The 18,093-nt window shown below is 67.9% G+C and carries 10 protein-coding genes; 5 read left to right on the forward strand and 5 right to left on the reverse strand.

What is annotated here, in order from left to right; all coding sequences use genetic code 11:
• On the reverse strand, positions 1 to 828 hold an 828-nt coding region (locus D7X12_RS15230), incomplete at its 3' end, for an ArnT family glycosyltransferase (RefSeq protein WP_208719053.1).
• A 571-nt stretch (positions 829 to 1,399) separates the two neighbouring features.
• Between D7X12_RS15230 and D7X12_RS15235 the strand changes: the two genes are divergently transcribed.
• The 4 genes from D7X12_RS15235 to D7X12_RS15250 all read left to right on the forward strand — a co-directional run bounded on the left by D7X12_RS15235 (position 1,400) and on the right by D7X12_RS15250 (position 7,427).
• A complete protein-coding gene (locus D7X12_RS15235) occupies positions 1,400 to 3,463 on the forward strand; it encodes a PrkA family serine protein kinase (protein ID WP_120626002.1) in 2,064 nt (687 codons plus the stop codon).
• Positions 3,464 to 3,504: 41 nt separating this feature from the next.
• Positions 3,505 to 4,614, forward strand: coding sequence for a DUF444 family protein (locus tag D7X12_RS15240; protein WP_120626003.1), 1,110 nt, complete (start codon positions 3,505 to 3,507; stop codon positions 4,612 to 4,614).
• Positions 4,615 to 4,649: 35 nt separating this feature from the next.
• Positions 4,650 to 6,143 (forward strand): SpoVR family protein, encoded by a 1,494-nt coding sequence (locus D7X12_RS15245; RefSeq protein WP_120626004.1) that lies wholly within the window; start codon positions 4,650 to 4,652, stop codon positions 6,141 to 6,143.
• 90 nt (positions 6,144 to 6,233) lie between these two features.
• Positions 6,234 to 7,427, forward strand: coding sequence for a M23 family metallopeptidase (locus D7X12_RS15250; protein WP_208719055.1), 1,194 nt, complete (start codon positions 6,234 to 6,236; stop codon positions 7,425 to 7,427).
• 79 nt (positions 7,428 to 7,506) lie between these two features.
• Here the strand turns inward: D7X12_RS15250 and D7X12_RS15255 are convergent, their stop codons facing one another.
• On the reverse strand, positions 7,507 to 8,091 hold the full coding sequence (locus D7X12_RS15255) for a DUF2378 family protein (protein ID WP_120626006.1): 585 nt from the start codon (positions 8,089 to 8,091) through the stop codon (positions 7,507 to 7,509).
• 272 nt (positions 8,092 to 8,363) lie between these two features.
• Between D7X12_RS15255 and D7X12_RS15260 the strand changes: the two genes are divergently transcribed.
• Entirely contained in the window at positions 8,364 to 10,868 is a 2,505-nt protein-coding gene (locus D7X12_RS15260; RefSeq protein ID WP_120626007.1) for a glycogen/starch/alpha-glucan phosphorylase, read from the forward strand.
• A 71-nt stretch (positions 10,869 to 10,939) separates the two neighbouring features.
• Here D7X12_RS15260 and D7X12_RS15265 read toward each other — a convergent pair whose 3' ends face one another.
• The 3 genes from D7X12_RS15265 to D7X12_RS15275 all read right to left on the reverse strand — a co-directional run bounded on the left by D7X12_RS15265 (position 10,940) and on the right by D7X12_RS15275 (position 18,072).
• Complete coding sequence (locus tag D7X12_RS15265; RefSeq protein ID WP_120626008.1) at positions 10,940 to 12,892, reverse strand: M3 family metallopeptidase; 1,953 nt, start codon at positions 12,890 to 12,892, stop codon at positions 10,940 to 10,942.
• 228 nt (positions 12,893 to 13,120) lie between these two features.
• Complete coding sequence (locus D7X12_RS15270) at positions 13,121 to 17,143, reverse strand: lamin tail domain-containing protein (RefSeq protein ID WP_120626009.1); 4,023 nt, start codon at positions 17,141 to 17,143, stop codon at positions 13,121 to 13,123.
• Positions 17,144 to 17,268: 125 nt separating this feature from the next.
• Positions 17,269 to 18,072: an SDR family oxidoreductase gene (locus D7X12_RS15275; RefSeq protein WP_120626010.1), complete on the reverse strand. Its 804-nt coding sequence runs from the start codon at positions 18,070 to 18,072 to the stop codon at positions 17,269 to 17,271.
• Positions 18,073 to 18,093 lie beyond the last annotated feature (21 nt).

Consider the following 18,093-nt stretch of genomic DNA (forward strand, 5'->3'; position numbering starts at 1 on the left):
CGCCCCCCCTGCCCCACCGGAGTCCGCCACCCACTGCCGGTGGAAGTCGTCCACCGCCTTCATGGGGAAGAACGGGTCGCCGTGCGCCAGCTCGTTGCCCTGCATCCACAACAGCGGGAACGGCAGGCACGCGAGGCCGAAGCCCACCGCGCGCGTGAGCGACGCCACCCGGTCGTTGCTGCTGAACACCAGCGCCACGGTGATCAGCGGGATGTACATCCACGCGTCGTAGCGCAGCGCGCACGCCAGGTTGAGCAACATGCCGGCCCAGAACAGCGGCTGGAAGCGGTTCTCCTCCACCCCTTCGGCGACCAGCGCGAAGACGGCCAGCATGAAGAACAGCGACACCGCCTCGCTGCCCGCCGTGGTGGAGAACTGCAGGTGCATGCCCCAGACGGAGAAGGCCAGGCCCGCGGCCACACCCGCGCGCCAGCCGAACAGCCGCCGCGTCAGCGCGAACAGCGGCACCACCGACAGAACACCGAACACCAGGCTCACCAGCCGGCCCGCCACCTCGCGGTCGAACACCGACAGCACCGCGCCCACCAGGTACAGGTGCAGGGGGCCGAACTGGTACGTCCCGTCCTTGTAGGAGGTGATGACGTGCGGCGCGTTGAGCCACCGCTCCGCCAGCTCGGTGCGCACCACCGCGTCGCCGTAGAGGTTCTCGTTGAGGAAGAACACCCCCAGCCGGGGCAGCAGCGCCGCCACCAGCAGCAACCCCACGAGCCACCGCAAGGACGGTTCAGGCTGCGGCGCAGGCACCGCGGACAGGCCGGGAACCGAAGGGGTGGGAGCAGGGGCGGCGGGACTCGAGGCGGGGACCATGGCGCGCGGGAGGATACGCAGGCAGGGCCCAAAGCCAAGCCAGCGACCCACCCACCTGCCTGATGCCCGCCCGCCTGCCGCATCCCTCCAGGACACCACTTCCCCGGGCAGCGCCGGATTCGCGCTGTTACGGACCCTTCCGGGCGGGACGGAAACGAGCACGGTCCATCACGCCGACATGTGGAGCGGACGGAGACGCCGCCCCACAGGGGGGGCCTGCCTGGACGGGGTGTCCTCCAGCAGGGGCCCAACCGTCGGGAAGTACGCGGTTGGGCGAGGTGGGACCCGAAACATCGCACCGGGGGGGCTCCTCCCAGCGTGGGTCAGGGTCCTTATAATCAAAGTGCCTTTTCACCCCGTGAAGGGGAGCGGCTTCTCTCTCCGACACGAGCTGACGCGCGGTCCCACTCCGCGGCGGGGTCCCGAAGGGGCGTGAGCATCGCGATTGTCGTCGCCTGGGACCTCATCGGGGTGGGTGTGGAATGGCCTTCCAGCCCTCCAGGTTCACCATGCTGGCTTCCTGGAAGAACGCGAGCGTTCGCGTTCCTCCGGCAGCCTTCGAGGGAGAGACATGAAGGACGCTGAGAAGGGCTCGTGGGTCTCCAGAATCGCCGCGTTCCAGGACGTGAAGACCTACGCGGAACTCAACTGGGACGGCTCTTTCGAGGACTACCTCGAAATCGTCCGCAAGAACCCCAAGGTCACCCGCACCGCCTTCCAGAGGATCTACGACATGATCCTCAGCCACGGAAAGTCGGAGTACATCGACAACAAGAAGAAGCTGACGCGCTACCACTTCTTCAGTGACGAGCGCTTCGGCGGCCGTGACGCCATCTTCGGCCTGGACGTGCCGCTGATGAAGCTGGTGAACGTCTTCAAGTCCGCGGCCCAGGGCTACGGCACGGAGAAGCGCGTCATCCTGCTGCACGGGCCCGTGGGGTCGTCCAAGTCCACCATCGCCCGCCTGCTCAAGAAGGGCATGGAGGAGTACTCCAAGGTCCCCGAGGGCGCCGCCTACACCTTCTCCTGGCTCACCGACAAGAAGCAGCCGGACGGCACGGTGGTGAAGGAGAAGATGAAGTGCCCGATGAACGAGGAGCCGCTCAACCTCATCCCCAAGGAGTGGCGCCCGAAGATCTTCGCGGAGCTGTCTCCGCCGGAGTCCGGCTACACCATCCCGGACGGCTGTGAGCTGTGCCCCGCGTGCCGCTTCGTCTTCAAGGAGCTGATGACCCAGTACGGCGGCGACTTCGCCCAGGTCATGAACCACGTGCACGTCAACCGGCTCATCTTCAGCGAGAAGGACCGCGTGGGCATTGGCACGTTCCAGCCCAAGGATGAGAAGAACCAGGACTCCACCGAACTCACCGGCGACATCAACTACCGGAAGATCGCCGAGTACGGCTCCGACTCCGATCCGCGCGCGTTCAACTTCGACGGCGAGTTCAACATCGCCAACCGCGGCGTCATTGAGTTCGTGGAGGTGCTGAAGCTGGACGTCGCGTTCCTCTACGACCTGCTCGGCGCGTCGCAGGAGCACAAGATCAAGCCGAAGAAGTTCCCGCAGACGGACATCGACGAAGTCATCATCGGGCACACCAACGAGCCCGAGTACAAGAAGCTCGAGAGCAACGAGTTCATGGAGGCGCTGCGTGACCGTACGGTGAAGATCGACATCCCGTACATCACCAAGCTCACGGAGGAGGTGAAGATCTACGAGAAGGACTTCAACTCCCGCGCCATCAAGGGCAAGCACATCGCGCCGCACACGCTGGAGATGGCCGCCATGTGGGCCGTCCTCACGCGCCTGGAGGAGCCCAAGAAGCACAACCTGTCGCTCCTGCAGAAGCTCAAGCTCTACAACGGGAAGACGCTGCCCAACTTCACCGAGGACAACATCAAGGAGCTGCGCAAGGAGAGCGTGCGCGAGGGCCTGGAGGGCATCAGCGCCCGCTACATCCAGGACAAAATCTCCAACGCCCTGGTGAGCGACAAGGGCGAAGGCTGCATCAACCCCTTCATGGTGCTCAACGAGCTGGAAGCCGGCTTGAAGACGCACTCCCTCATCAACAACGAGGACGCGCGCAAGCGGATGAAGGAGCTGCTCACCACGGTGAAGCAGGAGTACGAGGACATCGTCAAGAACGAGGTCCAGCGCGCCATCAGCGCCGACGAGGACGCCATCGGCAAGCTGTGCGGCAACTACATCGACAACATCAAGGCCTTCACCCAGAAGGAGAAGGTCCGCAACAAGTACACCGGCATCTACGAGGTCCCGGACGAGCGCTTGATGCGGTCGATTGAGGAGAAGATCGACATCCCGGAGAGCCGCAAGGACGACTTCCGCGGGGAGATCATGAACTACATCGGCGCGCTCGCCGTGGAGGGCAAGACCTTCAACTACCGGACCAACGAGCGGCTGCACAAGGCGCTGGAGCTGAAGCTCTTCGAAGACCAGAAGGACAGCATCAAGCTCAAGAACCTCGTGTCCTCCGTCGTGGACAAGGAGACCCAGGAGAAGATCGACCTGGTGAAGGACCGGATGATGAAGAACTACGGGTACTGCGAGATCTGCTCCACGGACGTGCTGAACTTCGTGGCCAGCATCTTCGCCCGCGGCGACGCGAAGGAGTGACAAGGAACACCTGACGCCTTGCCCCAGAGGGACGTGACACCGTGACCTTGAAGATCCACCAGGACCACTCCCGCTTCAAACAGATCGTCCGCGGGAAGATCAAAGCCAACCTGCGCAAGTACGTGCAGAAGGGCGAGATGCTGGGCAAGAAGGGCAAGGATGCCATCAGCATCCCCATCCCCTTCATCGACATCCCGCGCTTCAAGTACGGCCACAAGGAGCAGGGCGGCGTCGGGCAGGGCGAGGGCGAGGTGGGTCAGCAGCTCGGCCCCGGGGCGGTAGAGCCCGGGGACGGGCACCAGGCCGGCCAGGGCGAGGGAGACCACGCCCTGGAGGTGGACGTCACCCTGGAGGAGCTTGCGCAGATATTGGGCGAAGAGCTCCAGCTGCCGCGCATCGAGCGGCGGCAGAGCGAGCGCATCGTCACGCAGAAGGTGAAGTACACCGGCGTCAACACCACGGGCCCGGAGTCGCTGCGGCACTTCAAGCGCACCTTCAAGCAGGCCTTGAAGCGGCAGATCGCCACCGGCACCTATGACCCGAAGATGCCGGTCATCATCCCCACGCGCGAGGACCGGCGCTACCGCAGCTACAAGCTGCAGGAGCTGCCGGACACCAACGCGGTCATCATCTACATGATGGACGTGTCCGGTTCGATGGGGGACGAGCAGAAGGAGATCGTCCGCATCGAGAGCTTCTGGCTCGATACGTGGCTCAAGCACCAGTACAAGGGCCTGGAGTCGCGCTACATCATCCACGACGCAGTGGCGCGTGAAGTGGACCGCGACACGTTCTTCCACACCCGTGAGTCCGGCGGGACGATGATCTCCAGCGCGTACAAGCTGTGCCGGGAGATCATCCAGGCGGACTACCCGAAGAGCGCGTGGAACATCTACCCGTTCCACTTCAGCGACGGTGACAACTGGAGCGCGGATGACACGCGCCAGTGCATTGAAATGCTGCGCAACGACATCCTCCCGCAGGTGAACCAGTTCGCCTACGGGCAGGTGGAGTCGCCCTACGGCAGCGGGCAGTTCATCAAGGACCTGCGCGAGGCGGTGGGTGACACGACCAACGTCGCGTTGAGCGAGATCGCGGACAAGGACGCCATCTACACGTCCATCAAGGACTTCCTCGGCAAGGGGCGCTGAAGCGCTCGCCCATCCCCAACCGGAGCACCCGCCCGATGCCCAAGAGCCTGACGCCCCGCCTCGCCGCGCTGCGGGATGAAATCCATGGCTACGCCAAGGAATTCGGCCTGGATTTCTTCGAGACCGTCTTCGAGATGGTCAGCTACGACGAGATGAACATGGTCGCCGCCTACGGCGGCTTCCCCACCCGCTACCCCCACTGGCGCTGGGGCATGGAGTACGAGCAGCTGGCGAAGGGGTACGAGTACGGGCTGTCGAAAATCTATGAGCTCGTCATCAACAACGACCCTTGCTACGCCTACTTGATGGAGAGCAACCCGGAGGTGGACCAGAAGCTGGTGATGGCCCACGTCTACGGTCACTGCGACTTCTTCAAGAACAACTTCTCCTTCCGGCACACCAACCGCCGGATGATTGACGACATGGCCAACCACGCCACCCGCGTCCGGCGCTGGGTGGACAAGATTGGCGTGGAGAAGGTGGAGGACTTCATCGACCGGACGCTGTCGCTGGAGAACCTCATTGATCAGCACGCGCCGCACATCCGCCGCAATCCGGATCCGCAGCGCGCGGAGGAGGAGCTCAAGTCCAACGAGCGCGTGGAGGGCTTCAAGGTGAACCGCGAGTACATGCGCGGCTACATCAACCCTTCGGAGTTCCTGGACTCGCAGCGCAAGCTCTCCGAGGACGAGAAGCAGCAGCGCAAGCGCTTCCCGGAGCGCCCGCAGCGGGACGTGCTGTACTTCCTGCTGGAGCACGCGCCCCTGGAGCCGTGGGAGGTGGACATCCTCTCCATCCTCCGCGACGAGGCGTACTACTTCGCGCCGCAGGGCCAGACGAAGATCATGAACGAGGGGTGGGCCAGCTACTGGCACTCCACCATCATGACCCGCCGGGCGCTGCGCGATGATGAGATCATCGACTACGCGGACCACCACTCCGGCACCATGGGCGTGCGGCCCGGGGCCATCAACCCGTACAAGCTGGGCATCGAGCTGTGGCGGGACATCGAGGACCGGTGGAACAAGGGCAAGTTCGGCAAGGAGTGGGACGAGTGCGACGACCTGCGCGCCCGCCAGGCCTGGGACAAGAAGCTGGGCGCGGGGCGTGAGAAGATCTTCGAGGTCCGCAAGCACTACAACGACATCACCTTCATCGACACGTTCCTCACCGCCGAGTTCGCTCAAGCGCAGAAGCTGTTCGTGTATGGCTTCAACGACAAGCGCAACTCGTGGGAAATCCTCGACCGCGAGTTCCGCAAGGTGAAGAACAAGCTGCTCACGTCGCTCACCAACTTCGGGCAGCCCATCATCGAAGTGGTGGACGGCAACTACGAGAACCGCTCGGAGCTGCTGCTCGCGCACAAGCACGACGGGCAGGACCTGAAGGGCGACTACGCGCGGGAGACGCTGCGCAACCTCCAGAGCCTCTGGCGCCGGCCGGTGAACATCGTCACCCGCTACGACGGCAAGGGCGCCCTCTTGCGCTTCGACGGGCAGCACCACTCGGAGAAGAAGGTGGAACTGTAGGTGTAGCGCGGGAGCAGGCGGGCGGGCAGGCCGGGGGAAGCCAGGAGTTGGGCGGAGGTGCAACAATCCTCTACACTCCTGTCCGCCCCCATGAAGACCGCCTCCCTGCTCTGTGTCGCCGCCCTCGCGGCGGCGTCGACCTCCGAAGCCGCCCCCCAGCAGTACGACATCAAGAACCGCCGCATCGAGCCGCGCCAGACGCTGGCGGGCGCGCTGCACGACGCGCAGCTGCCCGACGCGCAGGTGGAGGCCGTCATCGCGGCGCTGGAAGGGGTGTTCGACTTCCGCAAGTCCCGCGTGGGCGACCAGTTCCGGCTGGTGATGCGCAACGGCGAGCTGGACTTCTTCGACTACCGCCAGAGCACCGTGGACGAGTGGCAGGTGCGCCGCGACGGGGAGAAGTACGTCGGCAGCAAGCGCTCCATCGAGGTGGAGAAGCAGGTGTCGCTCGTGTCGCTGGAGATCAGCACGTCGCTGTATGACGCGACGCTGGCGGCGGGCGAGGACCCGTCCATCGGCCTGGTGCTGTCGGACGTGTTCGCGTGGGACATCGACTTCTACCGGGACGTGCGCAAGGGCGACCGGGCGAAGGCGCTGGTGGAGAAGTTCGTCTCCAAGGGCCGCGTGCTGCGCTACGGCGAGGTGCTGGCGGCCACCTACGAGGGCGGGCTCGTGGGCAACAAGCGCGTGTTCCGCTACGTGCTGCCCAACGGCGAGGCCAACTTCTTCCAGGAGGACGGCGCGAGCGCCAAGAAGACCTTCCTCAAGAGCCCGCTGAAGTACGCGCACGTCACCAGCAGCTTCGGGTCGCGCTACCACCCGGTGCTCCAGTACGTGAAGAACCACAACGGCGTGGACTACGGCACGCCCATTGGCACCCCGGTGTGGGCCGTGGCAGACGGCACGGTGGTGTCCGCGAGCTACGCGGGCGCCGCGGGCAACATGGTGGTGCTGCGCCACTCCAACGGCATGGAGACGCAGTACATGCACCTGTCGCGCTTCGGTGACGGCGTGCGCACCGGCACGCGCGTGCGGCAGAAGCAGGTGATTGCCTATTCGGGCAACACCGGCCGCTCCACCGGGCCGCACCTGCACTTCGGCCTGAAGCGCGGCGGCACCTACGCCAACCCGCTCACCCAGAAGTTCCCCCGCGCGGATCCGCTCCCCAAGGAGCTGACCGGGGACTTCCTCGCCAAGGCGCACGACATGGCCCAGCAGCTGGACGCCGTCTCCGTGGCCGCCGTCGCGGGCCAGGCGGCGCCTCCGCCCGCGGCCGTGAAGTAGCGGGCCCGCGTCCCTCCTGCACCGCTCTTCCGAGCCGGGCCCCCTCCCCTTCACGGTGGAGCGGGGCCCGACGCGTTTCTCAGGCCCACTCGATGAGGTACTCGGTTTCGTCCAGGCCCAGCTCGGTGCCGCGCACCTGGCCCTCGCGCTGGAGGGCGCAGAGGGCGCCCGCGAGGATGCCCTCGTGCACCGGCACCGGCAGCAGGTCTTCCTTGAAGTGCAGCCGGACACGCTTGTCGCCCAGGGGCACGTATTCCCGCTGCCCGTAGCTCACGGCGGTGGCGTAGGCGGCGGACGCGTTGCTGTAGATGCGCTTGGGGTCGCTGCCGGCGGCGAAGCCCAGGAGCGTCTGCCCCACGGTGGATTCGAGGAAGGTCCCGCAGACGGCGCCGCCGCACGCGCGCAGGGCCGCGTCGTAGCTTCCGAAGGCGGGCTGGAGCGCCTCCGCCGCGAAGGCAATCAGGCGCAGGAAGTCCACCGCGGGGTAGGAGAAGAAGTCCACCGGGTTGCGCTGCAGGAGGGGCGCTCGCAGCCGCTCCGCGGTGTCCTGCCCCAGGTGCTTGCGCGTCAGCTGCAGCACCGCCGTGAAACACAGGCCCCGCACCGTGTCGCCTGGACGGCTCAGGGCGATGCGCTGCTCCAGGTCACACAAGGGGGAGGCCATTCCCCTTCGTTCTACCCCAACTCCTCTCGCTGTCAGGATTCCAAGCGAAGCCAGGATGCAGGGGCCCTCCCCTGCTGGGGTGGGAGGGCGTCACGGAGGGTCCCCGGGCACCTTCCCTCCCTGGTGGGGGGAGCGGGCATCCCAGGGGCCGCGCTGCGGCTTTCCGGTGCCTGGATGGGCCCGACACGATACCCTCGCACGCGGTGCGCCCTCGTCCAGGCGGGGGCGCCCGGAAGCACCCACCTCTTCGTGACCCACGAGACGACCGACTTATGGCTCCTCCTGCCTCCGCGCGCCCCGCGCCCCCGCCCACCTCCTCGGGCCACCCCGAAGACAGCGGCCGCACCGGGCTCGACGCGGCCAGCGTCCGTCGCGGTTTCTTCGAACACGTGCGCTATTCGCGCGGCAAGAACCCGGAGACGGCCACCCCGCATGACCGCTTCATGGCCTTGTCCCTGGCGGTGCGCGACCGCCTCACCGACCGCTGGGTGAAGACGGCCCGCACGTACTACGAGCAGGACGTCAAGCGCGCGTACTACCTGTCCGCGGAGTACCTGCTGGGTCGGGCGCTGGGCAACAACCTGCTCAACCTCAACATGTACGAGTCCGCCGCCGCCGCCATGCAGGAGGTCGGCGTGGACCTGACGCAGCTGTTGGAGATGGAGCCGGACGCGGGCCTGGGCAACGGCGGCCTGGGGCGGCTGGCGGCGTGCTTCATGGACTCGCTGGCGACGCTCGGCTACCCGGGCATGGGCTACGGCATCCGCTACGAGTTCGGCATCTTCTCCCAGGACCTGGTGGAGGGTCACCAGGTGGAGCGCGCGGACGAGTGGCTGAAGTTCGGCAACCCGTGGGAGATCGTCCGGCCGGAGAAGGCGGTGCCGGTGCGCTTCTTCGGGCGCGTGGAGCACCACCAGGGACCGGACGGCCGGCCGGTGGCGCGCTGGGTGGGCGGCAAGACGGTGATTGGCGTGCCGTATGACACGCCCATCGCGGGCTTTGGCAACAACACCGTCAACACGCTGCGGCTGTGGCAGGCGCGCGCGAGCGCGGAGTTCGACCTGCTCCTGTTCAACGCGGGCGACTACGAGCGGTCGGTGGTGGAGAAGAACGACTCGGAGGTCATCTCCAAGGTCCTCTACCCCAACGACGCGTTCCAGGCGGGCAAGGAGCTGCGGCTGAAGCAGCAGTACTTCTTCGTGGCGTGCTCCATCGCGGACATCGTCCGGCGCTACCTGAAGAACCACAGCGACTTCCGTGAGTTCTCCCGCAAGGCCGCCATCCAGCTGAATGACACGCACCCGGCCATTGGCGTGGCGGAGCTGATGCGCGTGCTGGTGGATGAGAAGCAGCTGCTCTGGGACGAGGCGTGGTCCATCACCCAGGAGACGTTCGGCTACACCAACCACACGCTGCTCGCGGAGGCGATGGAGCGCTGGCCGGTGTCGCTGTTCGAGCGCCTGCTGCCCCGGCACCTGGAGATCATCTTCGAGATCAACCAGCGCTTCATGCGCCAGGTGCAGATCCGCTACCCGTTCGACGTGGAGAAGCAGCAGCGGATGAGCCTGGTGGAGGAGGGCCCGGAGAAGAAGATCCGCATGGCCCACCTGGCCGTGGTGGGCAGCCACAGCATCAACGGCGTGGCCGCGCTGCACACGGACCTCTTGCGCCGGGACGTGCTGCCGGACTTCGCGCAGATGTACCCGGAGCGCTTCAACAACAAGACGAACGGCGTCACGCCGCGCCGGTGGCTGGCGTGGTGCAACCCGCGCCTGTCCAAGCTCATCACCAGCCGCATTGGCGACGGGTGGGCCACGGATCTGGATCAGCTCACCAGGCTGGAGTCGCACGCGGAGGACCCGGCGTTCCGCCAGGCGTTCCGCGAGGTGAAGCACGCCAACAAGGTGGACCTGGCCCAGCACGTGAGGGACCTGCGCTGGGTGCAGCTCAACCCGAACGCCATCTTCGACGTGCAGATCAAGCGCCTGCACGAGTACAAGCGGCAGCTCTTGGACGCCATCCACATCGTGGCGCTGTGGATGAAGGCGCGGCGCGACCCGTCCAGCGTCGTGCACCCGCGGGCGTTCCTCTTCGGCGCGAAGGCGGCGCCGGGCTACCACCTGGCGAAGCTGACCATCCGGCTCATCAACGGCATCGCGGAGGTGGTCAACAGCGACGCGGGCACCACGGGGCTGCAGGTGGTGTTCGTGCCCAACTACCGGGTGAGCCTGGCGGAGCGCATCATCCCGGCGGCGGACGTGTCCGAGCAGATTTCGACGGCGGGCTGGGAGGCGTCCGGCACGGGCAACATGAAGCTGATGCTCAACGGCGCGCTGACGCTGGGCACGCTGGACGGCGCCAACGTGGAGATCCGCGAGGCGGTGGGCGACGAGAACTTCTTCCTCTTCGGCCTCACCGCGGACGAGGTCATCGCGCGCAAGAAGGCCGGCTACCGGCCGCGTGAGGTGTACGAGTCCAACACGGAGCTGCGCGAGGCGTTGGACCTCATCCGCTCCGGCTTCTTCTCCCCCGAGGACCGCAACCTCTTCCACCCGCTGGTGGACAGCCTGCTGGACGAGGACCGCTACCTGGTGCTCGCGGACTTCGCGGCGTACATGGCGAAGCAGGACGAGGTGGTGCGCGCGTACAAGGACCAGGAGTCCTGGACGAAGAAGTGCATCGTCAACGTGGCGCGCGCGGGCATCTTCTCCTCGGACCGCACCATCAAGCAGTACGCGGAGGAGATCTGGCGCGTGCAGCAGACGAAGGTGGAGTGAGCCTTCGGTGAAGTCCCGGGGCGCGGGCGGCCTTGTCGCAAGCCGCCCGCCCCGCCCCGTGGCGCCCCGCCCTACGCGGCCTTGTTGAGCCAGGCCTCGTAGGCGCGGAAGTCGTAGTCACGGCCCAGGAAGCGGTTCACCAGGCGCGCGGCGTCGTCGGAGCCCCCCGGCTCCAGCACCGCGCGCCGGTACGCCTGCGCGGGCGCGGGGTTGAGCAGGCCCTGCTCCTGGAACACCGTGAAGAGGTCCTTCGCGATGACGAGCGACCACATGTACGTGTAGTAGTTGGACGAGTACCCATCCAGGTGCCCGAAGGTGAGGTGGAAGTACGTGCCCTCCAGGTATGGGAAGGGGATGTACTGGCCCTGCAGCTCGCGCACGAGCGCGGTGGCGTCCAGGCCCTTGGGGTCGCGCCGGTAGAGCTCCAGGCTGAGCGCCGCGTAGAACATCTGCTGGCGCACGAAGAGCCCCTTGCCGAACTCGTCCGCGCGCAGCATGCGCTCCACCAGCTCCGCGGGCAGCTTCTCCCCCGTCTGGTAGTGCGTGGCGAAGGTCTGCAGGCACGTGACGTCGCGGGCCCACTCCTCCAGCATCTGCGACGGGGCCTCCACGAAGTCCCACTCCGTGCGCACGCCGGACAGGCCGGCCCACTGGGTGTGGCCGCCGAAGATGTGGTGCAGCAGGTGGCCGAACTCGTGGAAGAAGGTCTCCACGTCGCCGTGCTGCATGAGGGCGGGTTCGTCCCCGGGCTTGGGGAAGTTGCAGATGAGCGCGCCTTCCGGCAGCCGGCGTCCGGACTTGCCGCTGGTCAGCGTGAACTGGGCCGCGTGCTTGTACTTGTCCGCGCGCGGATGCATGTCGAGGAAGAAGCGGCCCTTGAGGGTGGCGCCCTCGTAGACGTCGAACACTTCCACGTCCGGGTGCCACACCGGCACGTCCTTCACGGGGCGGTAGGTGACGCCGAAGAGGCGGGCGGTGAGGTCCAGGACGCCCTGCTTCACGCGCGTGTATTCGAAGTAGGGGCGCACGGTTTGCGAGTCGAAGGCGTACTGCTCCGCCTTCACGCGGTCATCCAGGTAGCCGGAGTCCCAGGGCTCCACCTGGGTGGCCTGGGGTTCGTCCTTCTGCTTGCGCTCCAGCAGCACCTGGTAGTCGCGCTTCATGCGCGCCTCCGAGGCGGTGGCGATCTTCTGGATGAAGTCCCGCGCGGCGTCCGCGGTGCGCACCATCTTGTCCTCGGTGGCGTAGGCGGCCCAGTGCGGATAGCCCAGGAGCGTGGCCAGCTCATGGCGGCGGGCGACGAGCCGGCCCAGCACGTCCACGTTGGCGGGGTGGCCGCGCTGGCGGTTGGCGCGCCAGAGCTGCTCGCGGGCCTTGCCGTCGCGCGCGTAGGTGAGGAAGGGCACGAGGTCCGGGTAGTCGGTGGAGATGCGCACCTGACCGTCCGGGCCGGGCGCGTGCGCGCGCACGTAGTCCTCCGGCAGGCCGTCGAGGGCGGACGGGGGCAGGGACACCTTGCGGGTGTCCTGGCTGATGTTGCGGCTGAACTCCTGGCCGATGCGGATGAGCTCTTCCTGGAGCGCCTTCACCTTCTCGCGGGTGGCCTCGTCGCGGTCCACGCCGGCGCGGCGGAAGTCGCGCAGCACCTTCTCCATCCACTTGCGCGTGGCGGCGTCCTCGCCGGAGAGGTCCACGGCGGAGAGCACGTCGTAGACGCCCCGGTCCATGCGGATGTCGTTGGAGAGGTTCTCCAGGGCCTGCTCGGCGGCCTCCGCGGCCTCGCGCAGCGCGGCCTCCGGGTGGGTGTGGCGCACGACGCTGGCGCGCGCGGACGCGTCGTCGAGCGTGGCGGAGGTCTCGTCGAACAGCTCCAGCACCTCGCGGGCGGTGCGCGACGCGGGCAGGGACTTCAGGCGCGCGATGCCGGCGCGGGCCGTGGCCACGGCCTCCTCGCTCGCTCGGCGGAAGTCCTCCGGCGGGCAGGTGACATGGCGGGCGGCGACGGGAACCAGGGGCTGGGACACGGGAAGGGCTCCTCTCGAAAGAGGTGCCAAAGCTAATGCGCCCCGCACGCAGGGGCAGCACCCGTGTGAGGGCAGAAGTCCCTTTCACGGACACAGGCCCCCCTGCCCTGCCCCGTCCGTCGGGCGGCGGACGGACGGGCAGGCCTGGAGGGCCCTGAAACGGCGGAAGGCCGCCCCGGCGTGGTGCCGTGGGCGGCCTCCTGGGACTTCACCGGGGTGCCGGTGTCGTCAGTGGAAGAACTCCACCGGGCTGGTGGAGCTCTGCGGCTGCCGCGTCACGCGGATCACGAAGTCCACGGAGTTGTTGTTCGTGTCCTGTCCGTTGCCGCGCGCGGCGTCCGTGCCGCCCACGGCCAGGGTGGCGGAGGTGGACGTGGACACGGCCTTGCGCTCCAAGCTTCCACCGGAGGCCGGATGGGAAGGAAGAGGAGGACCGGTGGGGCCCTCGGGCGCGTTCGCGGTGCCGTAGCCCAGGAGGTCCACGTCAACGAAGGCCGCGCCCGAAGGCCGTTGGAGACGGATGTGGCCACCGCCGGTCGTGGACGCCGTCGCGTCGATGTTATGGGTCGTGTCCGCGGGGGCCACCCCCGAGTAAGCCGAACCGCCCAACAGGAAGTAGCCGTGGGACGGGATGCTCTTCCCGGCGGGAATGGTGAAGGTGGTGGTGTAGGTCGTATTGGTGGCGGACTTGTAGCTCACCTGCCAGCCGGACAGGTCCACCGCCGCGCTCGTCGGATTGTAGAGTTCCACGAACTCATCGCGCGTGTTCGCGGTCGTGCCCCCGCTGAACTCACTGATGACGACGTGGTTCGTCTGCGGCCCGGCCAGCACCGTCACCGAGCCGTACGTGCCGGCGGGCGGCACGGCGATGCCGTTCTGATCGCAGTACACCCACGGCTCGCCCGCGTCCGTGAACCGGTAGCGGAAGCCGTAGCGGTACGTGCCCGCCGTGGAGATGCTCAGCGATGCCTTCAACTCGTCGTTGTTGGAGCTTGGCGTGACGTAGCCCGCGTTGAAGTCCGCCGACGTCCACGTCCAGCCCACAGGGTCGGTGGCGTCCGTGCCGTAGCCCAGCTGCGACTCGATGCGCGGGTAGAAGTCGTTGCCCGTCTGGCTCCGCGTCGTGACATCGAAGCTGTAGAACTGGCTGAAGATGTCGTACCGGTCGAAGGCGAGGATGCTCGCCGGGTAGTTGCCATCTCCGGACGGGAACGTCTTCGGGTACTGGATGTTGCAGTAGTTCAGCGGCTTCTCGGCGTTCAGCGCGCAGTCGTCGTTGGGCTGCCCCGGCGTGCCCCGGTCTCCGCCGGACAGGCTGCCGGACGAATCACACCAGTACCAGGACCGCGCGCTGCCCGCCGTGCCCAGGATGCTGGATGCGAGGCTCATCGCGCGGCCGGTCGTCTGCGGGAACGCGCCCGTGTACGTCAGGCTGTCCACGTTCGTGGCCCCCTGCTTCACGGTCAGCGTTCCGGTGCTCCCCAGGACGAACCCGGTGCCATAGGCGTACCGTGCGCTCACGCCACCGTTCGTCTCCGAAGCGGCGTCCTGCGCGAGCACCAGCGCTTCCCCCGGCGCGACCAGCAGTGCGCTGCCCGTGCCCGGGTCCACCGTGATGGACGACGGCGCCGTCACGCCATCCGAGTAGCCCACCGACAGGCCCGCGACGTTGAGCAGCTTCGCGCTGCTGTTGGTCAGCTCCAGGTACTCCGTCGTCCCCGCCGAAGGCGAGTGCATCACCTCCGAAAGGAACAGCTCGCCCGCCACGGGCCCCGCCGCGGTGGTGCACGCGTCCTCGAAGCAGACGCCGTCCGCACCGGGGCAAGGGTCGCTGCTCGGGGGCTCGTCCTCGCACGAGGGGGCACCCGCCACCACCACGCATCCCTGCGAGTACGTCACCAGCGACCGGGCATCCGCCGCGCAGGTGGACGCGGGCGGCGTGCACACGAAGCCATCGCACGGGTTGGTGGTGGTCCCGCTCACGGTGGCGAGCGCACTGCCGTTGTTCGCGCCATCGAACGTCTTCAGGGCGAAGAAGTACGTCGTGCCCACCTCCAGGTCGGAGACGGTGAAGGTCTCCGCCGTGCCCGGCGCCTGGGGCGCGCTCACACCCGGCACCAGCGTGGCCGTGTCGAAGGTGTCGTCCGTGATGGCCACCGTCGCATAGCGCAGCTCGTAGCGCGTCGCGGTACCCAGGTCGCCGTCATCACCCGGTGCCTTCCAGTCCAGCCGAAGGCTGTAGGCGGACAGCGCGGTCGCCCCGAAGTCCTGCGCGATTTCCGGAGCCACCGCATCGGTGATGCCCAGGTCCGCGGACGTTGCGACCGGCAGGCCGTCCACCGTGGCCTTGAACTGGTAGGTGCCCTCCGCCTCCACGACGAGGCCGGTGAACGTCGCCTTGCCGGCCGTGGTCGTCTGCGTGACGGGGCCCTGGGCGAAGCTTCCGCCCGCGAGTTCCAGCTTCACGTCCCGGGGGGCGTCGCTGACGGTGTTGCCATGGGCATCGCGCAGGGCCACCAGCACATCCGCCAGCGCCTGCCGCACGGCCCCCGTGGTGGGCGCGGAGACGAACGCCACCCGGTCCAGGGCCGCCGGCACGATGGAATAGGTGTGCGTGCCCTCGAGCGTGTCCACCGCCACGTCCTTCGCGACGACCTTCTGATCACCGGCGGTGCGCAGCTCCACGCCGAACGTGTGCCGGCCTTCATCCGCGACGGTGAACGTATAGGCGCCCGGCAGCACCGCCTGCGCGTCCGTGGACGAGAACACCACCGTGGCGGCGTAGTCCTTCGCGACGTTACCGTAGACGTCCCGAGCCACCAGCTCGTAGCTCAAGGCCTGGCCCGCGGCGAACGGGCCTGCTCCCGCGATGACCTCGAAGGAAGCGGCGGCGAGGGCGCGCACGTCTGCGTCCACGGTCGCGGTGAGGGCCGCGTTGACGGTGTCCTCCGCCGTCAGCGTCTGCGTCCCCGCCGTCTTGAAGACCAGCCCGGTCATGAGCTTCTGGCCCTGGTCCTCCGGGGTGAAGGTCGCGTCCGGAGGCAGCACCGCCTGCGCGTCCGAGGACGTGAAGCGCACCGTGCCGGTGGCGTCCTGGCGGCGGTTGCCAAAGGCATCCGTCAGCGACACGGACACCTCAAGCGGATCGCCCGCGTTGACCGGGCCCGTGAAGTCCAACACCACGAGCTTCGCGAGAGGCCCGGCGGACACGTTCACGCGGAAGGTGAAGGAGATGGCGCTCGTGCCGTCATCCAGCTTGAGGTCCTGGGCTCCCGCCGTCCGGAAGGTGATGCCCGTGAAGGTGTACTGCCCCGCGTCCGTGGCCGTGAAGGCGTGGGCGGCGGGCATCGTCGCGGCCGGGTCCGTGGACGTCAGCGTCACCGTGCCCGTGTAGTTCGTCACCGTGTTGAGGTAGGCGTCCTGCAACGTCACCTGGAGGTCCTGCGCCACGCCCGCCACCGCCGTCTCCATGAGCGTGCTCAGCCCCACAGCCACCGGTGCACCGGGTGCCACCGTGAAGGAGGTGCTCGCGGCCGGCTCGAAGCCCGAGGCGCTCGCGATGAAGTGGTAGTTGGCCCCGGCCCGCTTCAGCACCACGTCCGGGAAGCGCGCCACGCCCGCCACCGTCGTCACCTTCAGCAGGGCCTCCGGAAAGACGATGCCCCCGGAGCCCAGTGACAACGTCACCTCCGTCGCGCTGTCGGGGACCACCGCGCCGCTGGCGTCCTGGACGGTGACCTCCAGCCCGCTCAGCGGCACGCCCGCCACGCCATCCGGCAGCGACTCGCGGAACACGAGCTTCCGGACCGAGGGGGCCCCGAACTCCACCGTGGCCGTCGCGGCAAGCGGCACCTGCGCGCGGTTCACGTCCTTCACCGACGCGCGCACCGTCTTCACGCCCGCCACCGTCGACGACACCTGTGCCTGTGCCTTGCCGCCCGCGTCCGTCGTTGCCGTGGGCACGACGACAGAGGCGCCCTCTCCCTCCACCGTCACCGTCACCGGCCGCCCCGCCAGCGGCGAACCGTCCGCGCGCAGCACCGTCACCGTGACGACCGCCGCGTCCTGGCCATCCGGGAGCACGCCCGTGGGCCGGTCCACCACGACCTTGGACGCCGCTGCGTCCACCACGCCCTTCACGATGGGCGGAGGCTCCGGTGAGACCCCGGGCTCGGTGCACCCCAGCGACAGACCCAGACACAGCACGCCCAATCCCAGACAGCGGACGAGCACTTCGAAACGTGGGGACATGGGGGTCTCCGACAGCGGGCAGCCTCCGCGCGGCGGCAGGTGCCTGCGCGGGGTTGCACTGCTTTCTATCAGACATTCCCTGACGCGCGGAATGCCCGGCCGGAGCCCCTCAGCTCACCGGAAACTCAGCCGTTCATCGCCTGGAGCAGCGCGGCGCCGCCCAGCAGGGACTGGCCGCCGTCACAGACCATGATGGAGCCGGTGATGAAGCTGGCCGCGTCGGACGAGAGGAAGAGCGCCAGCCGGGAGATGTCCTCCGGCGTGCCGAAGCGCTGCAGCGGCAGGGCCTCCGCGAGCTTCTGGCGCGAGCCCTCCGAAGGCGCGAGCCGGCTCATCCCTTCCGTGCCCTCGATGGGGCCGGGGGTGATGGCGTTGACGCGCACGCCCGCGCCGCCCCACTCGATGGCCAGCACGCGGGTGAGCATGTCCACGCCGGCCTTGGCGGCGCACACGTGGGCCTGCATGGCCATGGGCAGGTAGGCCTGGGGCGCGGAGATGGTGATGACGGACGCGCCCGGCTTGCGCAGGTGTTCGAACGCGGCGCGCGCCACGTTGAACGTGCCCAGCACGTCGATGTCCATCACCGCCTTGAAGCCGTTGGACGACATGCCCAGCGCGGGCGCGGGGAAGTTGCCCGCGGCGCCGCACACCAGCACGTCAAGCTCACCGTACGCGTCCTTCACCTGCTGGAGCGCCTTCTCCACGGACGCGTAGTCGCGCACGTCGGCGGCGACGCCCATCGCGGTGCCGTGGGCCTGGAGGCCCTTCACCGCGCCCTCCAGCTTCTCCACGTTGCGGCCGTTGATGGCCACCTTCGCCCCCGCCTTCGCGAACGCCGTGGCGATGCCGAGGTTGATGCCACTGCTGCCGCCGGAGATGAAGGCCGTCTTGCCCTTCAACAGCCCATCCCTGAACACGCCATCCGCCATGGGGTCGCTCCTTCGCAATTG

The organism is Corallococcus sicarius (genome assembly GCF_003611735.1).
Taxonomy (GTDB): Bacteria; Myxococcota; Myxococcia; order Myxococcales; family Myxococcaceae; genus Corallococcus; species Corallococcus sicarius.

Coding starts and splice junctions, on each gene's coding strand:
- D7X12_RS15235 (WP_120626002.1), top strand. CDS start 1,400: ATGAAGGACGCTGAGAAGGGCTCGTGGGTCTCCAGAATCGCCGCGTTC.
- D7X12_RS15245 (WP_120626004.1), top strand. CDS start 4,650: ATGCCCAAGAGCCTGACGCCCCGCCTCGCCGCGCTGCGGGATGAAATC.
- D7X12_RS15250 (WP_208719055.1), top strand. CDS start 6,234: ATGAAGACCGCCTCCCTGCTCTGTGTCGCCGCCCTCGCGGCGGCGTCG.
- D7X12_RS15255 (WP_120626006.1), bottom strand. CDS start 8,091: ATGGCCTCCCCCTTGTGTGACCTGGAGCAGCGCATCGCCCTGAGCCGT.
- D7X12_RS15260 (WP_120626007.1), top strand. CDS start 8,364: ATGGCTCCTCCTGCCTCCGCGCGCCCCGCGCCCCCGCCCACCTCCTCG.
- D7X12_RS15270 (WP_120626009.1), bottom strand. CDS start 17,143: ATGTCCCCACGTTTCGAAGTGCTCGTCCGCTGTCTGGGATTGGGCGTG.
- D7X12_RS15275 (WP_120626010.1), bottom strand. CDS start 18,072: ATGGCGGATGGCGTGTTCAGGGATGGGCTGTTGAAGGGCAAGACGGCC.